Here is an 11,357-nt window from a genome sequence, read left to right as displayed (position 1 = left end):
GGCCCCCCCCCGGGGGGGGGGCCGCCCCGGCCCCCCGTTTCCGGTGCCTACCGGTCGGGGGTCAGACCAGGGTCCACTTCTGGTTGGCCGCGCCGGAGCACGTCCACAACGAGAGCGCGGAGCCGTTGGCGGTGGCCGCCTGCGTCACGTCGATGCACAGACCGGACTGGACGCCGACGACCGTGCCGTCGGCGTTGAGCCGCCACAGCTGGTTGGCGCCGCCGTTGCAGTCGTAGATGTCGATCTTGGTACCCGGTGCCGTCTGGTTGTTGTAGGCGTCGAGGCACTTGGTGCCGCCGTAGACGGTCAGCTGGCCGGCCGGGGTGTGGGTCCACTGCTGGTTGCCGCCGCCGTTGCAGTCCCAGATGTCGGGCTGGGTGCCGTTGGCCTGGCTCGCGAACGGGAGGTCCAGGCAGCGGCCGGAAGCGGTGCCGAGCAGCGCGCCGGTGCGGAGCCACTGCTGGTTGGCCGCGCCGGAGCAGGTCCACAGGGCGATGCCGGAGCCGTTGGCGGTCGCGGCCTGCGTGATGTCGATGCACAGGCCGGACTGGAGGCCGGTCACGGTGCCGTCGGCGTTGCGACGCCACTGCTGGTTCGCGCCGCCGTTGCAGTCGTAGATGTCGATGGCCGTGCCCGGTGCCGTCTGGTTGTTGTAGGCGTCGAGGCACTTGGTGCCGCCGTAGACGGTCAGCTGGCCGGCGGGGGTGTAGGTCCACTGCTGGTTGCCGCCGCCGTTGCAGTCCCAGATGTCGGGCTGCGTGCCGTTGGCCTGGCTCGCGAACGGGACGTCCAGGCAGCGGCCGGAGCCCGCCCCGCGCAGCACGCCCGCGCTCGGGGTGGGCGCCTGGGTGCACGGCCCGGCGACCGGGGCGCCCGCGACGTCGGAGGCCTTCAGGAAGGCCAGCCGGTGGTTGTAGCGGATCGGGTAGTAGGTGTCGCAACCGACTACCAGCGTACGGTCGTTGGGGGCGCTGCCGTCGATGTTCTGCCCGTAGTAGAAGTCGGACTGCACCGGGGCCGCGCTCGCCGCGACGTAGGACTGCCCGGCCGGCACGGCGGCGTTCAGCGGGGTGACGGCCTGCGCGGTGATCGCGGGGTACGGGAGGTACGCGGAGGCCTCGGGGTAGCTGCGCCCGTACACCGGGATGGAGGCGGCGCCGGACTTCGGGGTCAGCAGGGTCTGGCCGGGCCGGTTGTCGGCGGTCGCGCTCTGGCCGCCGGGGTTGTAGAACCAGGCCTTCTGGCCGTCGTACCAGATGGCCGTCCAGTCGCCGCTCAGGTCGGCGACGACGTAGGAGGCGCCGGTGACGGCCTTGTCGCTCCAGTCGGCGGCCCTGGTGGAGCCGCCGTTGATCAGCGGGGCGCTCGGGTCCGGGCCCGTGCGCAGGTAGACGAAGTTCTCCGGGCGGTCGGCGGTGCCGGTCACCGGGGGCTGGTTGGTGGCGTCGAAGGCCGGGGTGATGGTGACCTTGCCGCCGACCGCCGGCAGGCCGCCGATGCCCGCCTTGAGCGGGGCGCCGAGCAGGTCCATGTAGTGCGACCAGTCCCAGAACGTGCCCGGGTCCCAGTGCATCCCGGCCACGTTCGCCTGGAGCGGGCCGGGGACGTCGTCGTGGCCGATGATGTGCTGGCGGTCCAGCGGGATGCCGAAACGGGTCGCCAGGTAGCCGACCAGCGCGGCCGAGGACTGGTAGAGCTGCTCGGAGTACCAGGTCGGGCGGTCGGTCGGGAAGGCGTAGCCCTCGTGCTCGACGCCGATGCTGTGCATGTTGACGGTCTTGTTGCCCGCGTGCCAGGCCACGTTGTTCGTGTTGACCAGCTGGGTGACGTGACCGTCCGAGGAACGCACCATGTAGTGGGCGCTGGCCTGGTTGCTCGGGTTCTGGAACGCCGAGATCGAGCCGGCGAAGCCGCCCTCGGTGTCGTGGATGACGATGTACTGGATCCGGTCGCCGTCGTCCGGGCGGTTGGCCTTGGTGTAGTTGCCGTAGGACGTCGGGTCGCTCGGGTTGGTGAGCGCGTACGCGGCGGGCTGGAAGTCGCAGCCGAGCGAGGCCGGGCACTCGACGCTGCCGTCGGCCGCCGCCGCGGCGGGGGTGGCCGTGGTGGCCGGGGCGGCGCCCGCCGGCGCGGTGTCGGCCGCCGTCGTGACGAACGCGGCGCGGGTGGCCGTGCGCGGGGCCGGCGCGGCGGCCCGGGCCGCCGTGGACGGGACGCTCGGGACCGGGACCGGCGCGAGGGTGACGGTCTCGCCCTCGGCGGTCTGCCGGGAGACGCCCTTGCGCAGCGTGTCGAAGACCCGGTCGGCGAACGGGTTCGCCGCGCCCGCGTCCCCGGACCGGCTGAACCGGGCCACCGCCTGGTACCAGGCGCTCGGGTCCGCCGAGGCGGCCCGGCCGCTCTGCTTCAGGGACTCCTGCTGGTACTCGGCCAGCAGCGCCGCACCCCCGCGGACGCTCTGCGCGGCGTCCCGCTTGAGGTCGTCCGCCGGACGGTGGATCAGCGCCGCCGCCGCGTCGAGCGTGTGCAGCTCCGGGCCGTCCTCGACGGCCGGCGCGGTGGGCGTGCCGGAGACCGGCCGCGGCGGGAGGTCGTCGCCGCGGCCGTCGGCCGTGTCGGGCCCCGGACCGGCGGCCAGCGCCGCGCGGACCGCGGCCACGTCGACCTGGGTCAGGCCCATGACGTTGTAGTTGCCGGTCGTGCTCGGCGCGCCCCGGTGGGAGTCCCAGCGGGTCTCCTGGTAGGACAGCGCGAGCAGCACGCCCTCCGGCACCCGGAACTCGGCCGCCGCCGCCCGGAACTGATCCTGCAGCGAGCCCTGCGCGGGCGCGGCGGCGGCCGCCGGGACGAACCCGAAGGCCGTGCCGGCCAGTACGGTGGCCACGGTGGCGCCGAGGGCCCGTCTGCCGCGCGGGGCGAGCGGGCGCTGTGCCGCTCTCGGTATGGAAATCAACGGAGTCTGCCGACCTTACGCTCTGTCGTGTGGAGGCCCGGGCAGGTTCTTCCGGGCCGCCGCGACGCTAGCACCCCGGGGCCGGAAACCCGGTAGTCAACCCGGCCGGGGACGGTCAGGATGAACAGGTATGACGCCCCTTCTGCTCATCGACGTCGACGGGCCCCTGAACCCCTACGCAGCCCCCGGGGAGCAGCGCCCCGACGGCTACGACACCCACCACGTCCTGCCCGATTCCTGGGTGGCGCGCCGCCGGCCGGGGCCGGGCGAGCAGGTCGAGCCGCTGCGGGTGTGGCTCAACCCGCTGCACGGGCCGGAGCTGCTGGCCCTGCCGTACGAACTGGTGTGGGCGACCACCTGGATGGACGAGGCGAACACCTTCATAGGCCCCCGCATCGGCCTGCCCGAGCTCCCGTACATCCGCTGGACGGAGGTCTTCCGCGAGGACCCGGACGGCCTGCACTGGAAGACCCGGGACCTCGTCGCCTGGGCGGCCGGCCGCCCCTTCGTCTGGCTGGACGACGAGCTCGGGCCGCAGGACATCGAGTGGATCGCCGCCCACCACCCGGGTCCGGCCCTGCCGCTCTGGGTCGACCCCCGGGCGGGGCTCGGGGAGCTGCACTTCGCGGCGCTCCGGGAGTGGGCGGAGGACGGCGAGCGGGTGGAGGCCGGGCAGTGAGCGGGGACGCCGGAGGGACGGTCGTCGGGACGGTCGAGCGCCTGCGCCGGTACCCGGTGAAGTCGCTGCTGGGGGAGGAGTTGCCGCGCGCGGACGTCACCGGGCGCGGCCTCGCGGGCGACCGGGTCCGCGCCCTGCGCGACATCGGGACGGGCCGGATCGCCAGCGCCAAGCACCCGCGGCTCTGGGCCGGCCTGCTCGGCTTCACGGCCGGGACGGCGGCGGACGGCACGGTGGCGATCACCGGCCCGGACGGCCGGGGCGTGGACGAGGCAGCGCTGTCGGAGGCGCTCGGCCGCAAGGTGGAGCTGATCGCCGAACGCCCGCCCGCGGCGACGATCGAGCGGGCCGTGCCGGAGGAGGTGCTGGCCCGCGGGATCGGGGAGGACGTCGCCTTCACCGTCAACGAGCTGGGCCGGGCCGCGCCGGACGGGACGTTCTTCGACTTCGCGCCGCTGCACCTCCTGACCACCTCGACGCTCGGCGCCGCGGGTGCGCAGGCCGAGCGCTACCGGCCGAACGCCGTGATCCGGACCGGCGGCACCGGCTACGTCGAGAACGGCTGGGTGGGGCGGGAACTGGGCATCGGGCCGAGCCTGCGCCTGCGCGTCCTGGTGCCCACCCCGCGCTGCGCCGTGCCGACGCTGCGGCACGGACCGCTGCCGCGCAGCGCGGACGCCCTGCGGGTGCTCGCCGCGGAGAACCGCCTGGTGCCGCTGGAGGGCATGCCGGAGCTGCCCTGCGCGGGCGTGTACGCGCAGGTGCTGGCGCCGGGGCCGATCGCGGTGGGGGACGCCGTCACGCTGCGCTGAGGACGGGCCCGGTCAGGCCTCGTCCAGCACGGCCGCCAGCGCGTCCAGGAAGCGCGCGGTCGTCGGCTCGTCCCGGACGGCGATCCGCAGCCACTCCTCGCCCAGGCCCGGGAAGGTGTCCCCGCGGCGGACGGCGAAGCCGCGCGCCCGCAGCCGCTCCCGCACGGCGGCCGCGCCCGGCAGCCGGACCAGGACGAACGACGCGGCCGGTTCCCCGTGCACCCGGACGGACGGGAAACCGGCCAGGCCCTTCAGCAGGTTCGCGCGCCACAGGGCGAGTTCGGCGGCGGCCTCCTCCGCCTCGGCCAGTGCCGCCGGCGTGCTGCACGCCTCGGCCGCGGCCAGCGCCGGGGTGGAGACCGGCCAGAGCGGCTGCGCGGCGCCGAGCTCCGCGATCAGCGGCGCGGGCCCGAGCACGTAGCCGATCCGCAGCCCGGCCAGGCCCCAGGTCTTGGTGAGGCTGCGCAGCACGACCACCCGGCCGGGCAGGTCCCGGGCGGCGGCGAGGGATTCGCGCTCGCCGGGCACGGTGTCCATGAACGCCTCGTCCACCACCAGGGTGCGCCCGGGGCGTGCCAGCGCGGCCACGGCGTCGGCGGGGTGCAGGACGGAGGTCGGGTTGGTCGGGTTGCCGAGGACGACCAGGTCGGCCTCCTCCGGGACGGCGCCCGGGGTGAGCCGGAAGCCGTCCGAGGGCGACAGGAGCGCCCGGTGCACGGCGTGCCCGGCGTCGCGCAGTGCCGCCTCCGGCTCGGTGAACTGCGGGTGCACGACGGTGATGTGACGTGGTGTCAGCACGCGAGCGAGCAGGACGAACGCCTCGGCGGCGCCCGAGGTGAGCAGCACCTCGTCCACCGGCCGTCCGTGCCGCGCGGCGACGGCCGCGCGCGCCGTCGTCTGGTCCGGATAGGCGGCCAGTTCGCCTAGCGTGGCGGCGAGGCGCTCGCGCAGCCAGAGCGGGGGCGTACCGGTGCGGACGTTGACGGCGAGGTCGACCAGGCCGAGCCCGTCGGCGCGCACCTCGGCGTCGCCGTGGTGGCGGAGGTCGGGTTCGGCTCGGGTCACGCGGGGTCTCCTTGGTGCTGTTCCCGGGGCGCGTCCCGGACGTCGAGGGGCAGACCGGGGACGCGCAGGACGTCGTACGCGCCGGGCGGCACGCTCAGCGCGGCGCCGTCGCCGAGGGCCACGAGGGCGACGTCGTGGCCGTGCGAGGCCAGGGTGGCGGCGGCCCCGGCGCTGTCGTCCGTCGCGATCCGCCGGGTGGCCGGGCGCAGCAGTCCGGCGGCCGCCGCGACCGCGTCCGGCGGGCCGACCACGGCCGAGACGCTCCGCAGCGCCTCCAGGGCGCGCGGCACGAGCAGGTCGTGCGGCCCGGGGCCGAGACCGACCAGCGTCAGCCGTCCGCGCAGCGCCGTCCGCGCGATCGCGATCGTGGCGTGCGCCGACTTCCGCTTGGCGACGACGAGTTCGCCGCCGGGCGCGCTCGCCAGCGCCGCCGCCTCGGCGACGCTCGCGGTGCCGACCGCGGCGCCGACCGCGGCGGAGGGGTTCGGCACCGGGACGGTCGCGAGCACGTCCGCCGGGTGCTCGTCCACCGGTGTCCGGCCGAGGCACCAGCGGGCCCAGTTCACGGCCGGGTGGTCGCCCTTGCCGGCCACGGTGGCGATGCGGGCGATCGACTGGCGGGACAGTCCGGTCTCCCGCAGGACGTCCATGAGCAGCCGCATCGCCTCGGTGTCCTCGGTGCCGCTGCCCGCACCGATGCCGAGGACGAGCGTGCGGGGGAGGACCGCGAGGTCGCTGTCGGGGTCGTCCGGGTCCTGCGGGTCGGGGATCCGCAGGACGGGTTCCTCCGCGGGTGCCGCTGTCGGGCCGCCGGTCCCGGTCCCGGGGGCGGCCTGCCGGGCCGGCTCGGCGAGCGCGGTCTCGCGCGGGTCCCGGCGGTCCGTGATCACCGGCTGGACGCCGAGCACGGCCGCCACCTCCCAGGCCAGCTCCGCGGTGGCGGGGTCGCTGCTCAGCGGGATCACGTACCGGCGCAGGGGGTCCACGCAGAGCAGGCCCTTGTCCTTGCTGCTCAGGTGGCCCGCGTAGTCGAACAGGCGGGCGGCTCCCGGGAGGGGGGCGAAGCAGATCACGTACTCGCACTCGACGAGCGCCAGCGTGATCGCCTCGGGCGGGCCGAAGCAGTTGCCGACCGAGGCCCGGTAGACCTTGCTGCTGTCCGGCCAGGCGGCGTGCAGTTCGGCGGCGAGTGGCCGCACCGACCCGTTGACAGCGACCAGCCCGATCACGTCCAGCTCCTCAGCTCGCTCCTTGACCAGGGTTTGACCCGGCTTCGGGCCGGCCCCGTCCGGACCCGCCCCGACAGCCAAAAGCCCAGGTGATCCCACCACGCCCGGCCGGAACGGGTCAATCGCCGGCGGCTGTGACGTCGGTGGGGCGGCCCGCGCGCGGGCGGCAGCTGTTCGTCTGTTCTTCACTTGTCTTGTGCGGTACACGACACCACGGCGATCCTACTGTTTTCGGCGCTCAACCCCCATCAAGCCCGAAGCACATTCGACGCCCGGAGGACCCCCATGGCCTTCGCACGACTCCGTACCCCCGGCACTCCTCGCCGCCGCACCCTGACCGCGCTCGCCGCGGCCCTCGGCCTCTCGGCCGGTTCGCTCGGCCTGTGGGCCGCGACCGGCGACGCCGCGGCCGACACCGCCGCCGCCCTGCCGACGCCGGACCACATCGTGGTCGTCGTCATGGAGAACCACGCCTACTCGCAGGTGGTCGGCAGCTCCAACGCGCCCTACGTCAACAACACCCTCGTGGCCGGAGGCGCGACGCTGACCCAGTCCTACGCACTCACCCACCCCAGCCAGCCCAACTACTACATGCTGTTCTCGGGCAGCTCCCAGGGCGTCACCGACGACAGCTGCGTCGACGTCGGCACCATGCAGGCGCCCAACCTGGCCTCCGAACTGCTGGACGCCGGCCAGACCTTCGCCAGCTACAACGAGGGCATCCCCGGCGTCGGCGCCACCGACTGCCGCGTCGACAACTACGCGCAGAAGCACAACCCCTGGTTCGGCTTCGGCAACGTCCCGACCTCCAGCGCGTACGGCATGGACGCGTTCCCGGCCGACTTCACCACCCTGCCCAAGGTGTCGTTCGTCGTCCCGGACCTCTGCGACGACATGCACGACTGCTCGGTCGGCACCGGCGACTCCTGGATCCAGACCAACCTCGCCGCCTACGCGGACTGGGCCAGGAGCCACAACAGCCTGCTCGTCATGACCTTCGACGAGGACAACAAGCTCTCCGGCAACCGCATCCCCACCGTGGTCTACGGCGCGCACGTCGCCCCCGGCAGCAGCACCTCCACCAGCTACAACCACTACGACGTGCTGCACACGCTGGAGGACCTGGCGGGCCTCAGCGCGCACGCCGGCAACTCCGCGAGCGCGAACGACATCACCGGCATCTGGAACTGACGCCCGTGTACGTCGCGGAATCCCGCAGCTCGAAGGCCCCCGCCGCCCCGGCCGAAACGCCGGGGCGGCGGGGCGCCGCCCTGCGCGCCGTGCCCGGGGCCGTCATCGCCCTCGGCACCGTCAGCCTGGTCACCGACATCTCCTCCGAGATGGTCAGCGCCGTCCTCCCGCTCTACCTGCTGACCGGGCTCGGCCTCTCGCCGCTCGGCTTCGGGCTGCTGGACGGCATCCAGAACGGCTTCAGCGCGCTCGTCCGCCTCGCCGGCGGCCACCTCGCCGACCGGCGCGGCGCCGGCGGCGCACCCCGGCACAAGGCCGTCGCGGCCGTCGGCTACGGCCTGTCGGCGCTGTGCAAGCCGCTGCTGCTGTTCGCCCACACCGTGCCCCTGATCGGTGCCGTCATCGCCGTCGACCGCACCGGCAAGGGCCTGCGCACCGCCCCGCGCGACGCGATGATCTCGCTCGCCAGCGACCCCGCGCACCGCGGCCGGGCGTTCGGCGTGCACCGCGCGATGGACACGGCGGGCGCGTTGCTCGGGCCGCTCACCGCGTTCCTGGTGCTCCGCCTGGCCGGCGGCCCGCTGCTCGCCGACGGCGGCGAACGGCACGGCTACGACGCGGTGTTCACCGTCAGCGCGTGCGTCGCGGTGTTCGGCGTGCTGGTCCTGCTGCTGTTCGTGCCGAACCGGCTCACCGGCGACGAGCCCTCACGTGCCGCCCCCTCGCTGCGCGACGGCCTGCGGCTGCTGCGGCTGCCCGGGCTCCGGCGGCTCACCGTGTGCGCCGTCCTGCTCGGACTCACCACCGTCAGCGACTCGTTCGTCTACCTGCTCGTCCAGCGCCGCCTCGACCTGTCCATCACCCTGTTCCCGCTGCTGCCGCTCGGCACCGCCGCAGCCTTCCTCCTGCTCGCCGTGCCCATGGGCCTGCTCGCCGACCGGATCGGCCGCCGCACGCTGTTCCTCGCGGGGCACGGGCTGCTGCTCCTCGCGTACGGGCTGCTGCTCTCGCCGCTGCGCGGACTGCCCGCGGTGATCTGCGTGCTCGTCCTGCACGGCTCCTTCTACGCCGCCACCGACGGCGTCCTCGCGGCCGCCGCGGCCGATACCGTGCCCGCCGAGCAGCGCGGCGCCGGGCTCGCCCTCGTCGGCACCGGGCAGGCGCTCGCCCGGTTCGCCTGCTCGCTGCTGTTCGGCGCGCTGTGGAGCGCGACCGGCGGCTCCACCGCGCTCGCGTGGTCGGCGGGCGCGCTCGCCCTGTGCGTCGTCGGCGCGGCCGTCGTGCTCCGCGAACCCGCCCGTGAGGTGTCCTCGTGAACCAGCCCCTCCAGAACCAGCCGCTCCTCGACGAGCCCGTTCCGGACCGGCCCGTCCAGGGCCGGACCCTCGGGAACCGGGCCAGGGTGCTCATCCTGCTGGTCGCCGTCCTGCTGCTCGGATCCGTCGGCACCGGCGCCGTCCTCCACGCCTCCGACCGCACCGCCCGCCGCGACCGGCCGCAGGCGGGCGGCCCGGCCGTCTCGTCCGGGACGGTGTCCCTCAAGGCCGCCCCGGACGGCCGACGGCTGGTGTTCCGCAACATGGCGTGGGGCCCGCACCGCGACGAGCTCACCACCGTCCCGGCCGACCGCGCCGACGGCCCCCGCACCGCCTCCGGCGTCAAGTGCCTGCGCTTCCACACCGCCGGCGGCACCGGCATCTGCCTCCAGGCCGAACACGGCGCCCTGGAGGACACCTACCGCGCCGTCGTCCTCGACGACCACCTCAAGGAGACGCGCTCCTTCCCGGCCGCCGGCATCCCCACGCGCGCCCGCGTCTCGCCCTCCGGCCACTTCGCCGCCTGGACCGTCTTCGTCAGCGGCGACTCCTACGCCGGCACCGACTTCTCCACCCGCACCTCGATCGTCGACGTCCGCGACGGGAACCTCCGCGAGAACCTGGAGACCTTCGACGTCATCAAGGACGGGCAGCCGTTCCGGGCGCACGACGTCAACATCTGGGGCGTCACCTTCGCCGACGACAACACCTTCTACGCGACCCTCGCCTCCGGCGGCACCACCCACCTCGTCCGCGGCGACCTCGCCGCCCGCACCCTCACCACCCTCCACGACGACGTCGAGTGCCCCTCGCTCTCCCCGGACGGCACCCGCGTCGCCTACAAGAAGCGCGTGCCCGGCCTGCCCGCCGACTCGCCCTGGCGGCTCTACGTCCTCGACCTCGCCACCATGACCGAGACCGCCACCGCCGAGCAGCGCAACATCGACGACCAGGCACTCTGGAGCGACACCGGCACCCTCCTCTACGCCCTCCCCGGCGACTACGGCGCCGACCTGTGGACCGTCCCGGCCGACGGCACCGGCGCCGCCCGGCGGGTCACCACGGCCGCGGTCGCCCCCGCGTACGTGGGGTGAGCGAGGGGGCGGCGGAGCACGTCGAGGAACTCTCGGCCGCGGTCCCTCGTCGAGCACGGTGACGGCTCGATCGAACGGGGGAGCGACAACGGTGGACGGAATCCCGCCCGAGCGCGTGGTCACCGACTCCTGGCCCGCCCTGCACGGCCGGCCGGTGCTGCGCCGCACCGTCGCCGTGAGCCTCGTGCTGCTCGTCTCCGTCGCGGCGGCCCTGCTCGTCCGGGGCATCAACACCCTCACCCTGGGCGGCGGCGGCCGCGAGACCGACCGCGACCGCGCCGAACGCCTGGCCGGCCTCCACCCGTCCCAGCACCCGGGCGCGGGCCGCGCCTTCGTGCCCGTCGGCTCCGTCTACACCCACGCGCCCGACGGGTCCGCCGTCGCGTACCTCCACTACCGCGTCGCGGGCGGCAAGGACGTCGGCCTCGCCGACTTCCTGCGCGCCTACGACCTGCCCGACCCGGGCCCCGCCGCCCCGCTCCCGCCCGACCTCTCCACGGCCCTCGGCGGCAACGAACCCACGACGGCCCCGGAAGTCCCCGAGCCGTCCCCGTCGGCGCCCGAACTCCCCGAGCCGTCCCCGTCGGCGCCCGAACTCCCCGGGCCGTCCCCGACGGTGACCACGGAGATGGCCCCGGCGGACTCGGCGCTCGTGCCCGCGGCCGTCGACGGGGACGGGGACGGGGACAGGGACGAGGACGACGACACCCCGCCGCCGCCCACTCCGACGGCGACCGCGACGGCAACCGCGACGGTGACCGTGAGCCCCGCGGCCACTCCGACGGTGGCTTCGGCCGCCCCCACCACGACCACCGGCCGCCGCATCTACGTCTCCACCATCCCCGGGGGCCTTCCCGGCGCCGCCGACATCTACGTCCGCGCCACCGGCTGACGCGTTCCTCTCCCGCCCCGACGCCGTGCCCCCCCCCCGCGGGGTCGGCGGGGGGACGGGGGGTGCGCGGGCGGGCGGGGCCGCGGCGGGGGCCGGGGGGGGGCAGGCCGGCGTAGGGGCCGGGGC

9 protein-coding genes are annotated in these 11,357 nt (G+C 75.1%); 6 read left to right on the top strand and 3 right to left on the bottom strand.

Features of this window, described 5'->3' with window-relative positions; translation table 11 throughout:
• Positions 1-61 precede the first annotated feature (61 nt).
• Positions 62-2,884 carry a ricin-type beta-trefoil lectin domain protein gene (locus ACFV4F_RS27330; RefSeq protein ID WP_380506305.1) on the bottom strand — a complete coding sequence of 941 codons (2,823 nt, stop codon included), beginning with the start codon at positions 2,882-2,884 and terminating at the stop codon, positions 62-64.
• A 199-nt stretch (positions 2,885-3,083) separates the two neighbouring features.
• Here ACFV4F_RS27330 and ACFV4F_RS27325 point away from each other — a divergent pair, with 199 nt between their 5' ends.
• Both ACFV4F_RS27325 and ACFV4F_RS27320 read left to right on the top strand, forming a co-directional pair.
• Complete coding sequence (locus tag ACFV4F_RS27325) at positions 3,084-3,632, top strand: hypothetical protein (protein ID WP_380445223.1); 549 nt, start codon at positions 3,084-3,086, stop codon at positions 3,630-3,632.
• Positions 3,629-4,444 carry an MOSC domain-containing protein gene (locus tag ACFV4F_RS27320; RefSeq protein ID WP_380506302.1) on the top strand — a complete coding sequence of 272 codons (816 nt, stop codon included), beginning with the start codon at positions 3,629-3,631 and terminating at the stop codon, positions 4,442-4,444. Before ACFV4F_RS27325 ends, ACFV4F_RS27320 begins: the two co-directional genes overlap by 4 nt.
• Positions 4,445-4,456: 12 nt before the next feature.
• On the opposite strand, the gene cobC is transcribed toward ACFV4F_RS27320, so the two are convergent.
• Positions 4,457-5,509 (bottom strand): Rv2231c family pyridoxal phosphate-dependent protein CobC, encoded by a 1,053-nt coding sequence (gene cobC / locus ACFV4F_RS27315; protein ID WP_380506299.1) that lies wholly within the window; start codon positions 5,507-5,509, stop codon positions 4,457-4,459.
• The gene (locus tag ACFV4F_RS27310) at positions 5,506-6,738 is read right to left on the bottom strand and encodes a cobalamin biosynthesis protein (protein ID WP_380506296.1); all 1,233 of its coding nucleotides are present in this window, start codon (positions 6,736-6,738) and stop codon (positions 5,506-5,508) included. Before ACFV4F_RS27310 ends, cobC begins: the two co-directional genes overlap by 4 nt.
• 285 nt (positions 6,739-7,023) lie before the next feature.
• Here ACFV4F_RS27310 and ACFV4F_RS27305 point away from each other — a divergent pair, with 285 nt between their 5' ends.
• The 4 genes from ACFV4F_RS27305 (at position 7,024) to ACFV4F_RS27290 (ending at position 11,231) form a co-directional block, all read left to right on the top strand.
• Positions 7,024-7,929 (top strand): alkaline phosphatase family protein, encoded by a 906-nt coding sequence (locus tag ACFV4F_RS27305; RefSeq protein WP_380445227.1) that lies wholly within the window; start codon positions 7,024-7,026, stop codon positions 7,927-7,929.
• 5 nt (positions 7,930-7,934) lie between these two features.
• Entirely contained in the window at positions 7,935-9,245 is a 1,311-nt protein-coding gene (locus ACFV4F_RS27300; RefSeq protein ID WP_380445228.1) for an MFS transporter, read from the top strand.
• An 86-nt stretch (positions 9,246-9,331) separates the two neighbouring features.
• Positions 9,332-10,339 carry a TolB family protein gene (locus ACFV4F_RS27295; RefSeq protein WP_380445243.1) on the top strand — a complete coding sequence of 336 codons (1,008 nt, stop codon included), beginning with the start codon at positions 9,332-9,334 and terminating at the stop codon, positions 10,337-10,339.
• Positions 10,340-10,430: 91 nt separating this feature from the next.
• Complete coding sequence (locus ACFV4F_RS27290) at positions 10,431-11,231, top strand: hypothetical protein (protein ID WP_380445229.1); 801 nt, start codon at positions 10,431-10,433, stop codon at positions 11,229-11,231.
• Positions 11,232-11,357 lie beyond the last annotated feature (126 nt).

It is taken from the genome of Kitasatospora sp. NPDC059722 (assembly GCF_042733235.1).
Classification (GTDB): domain Bacteria; phylum Actinomycetota; class Actinomycetes; order Streptomycetales; family Streptomycetaceae; genus Kitasatospora.
This window is presented reverse-complemented; position numbering and strand designations above follow the sequence as displayed.

Coding starts and splice junctions, on each gene's coding strand:
- ACFV4F_RS27305 (WP_380445227.1), top strand. CDS start 7,024: ATGGCCTTCGCACGACTCCGTACCCCCGGCACTCCTCGCCGCCGCACC.
- ACFV4F_RS27325 (WP_380445223.1), top strand. CDS start 3,084: ATGACGCCCCTTCTGCTCATCGACGTCGACGGGCCCCTGAACCCCTAC.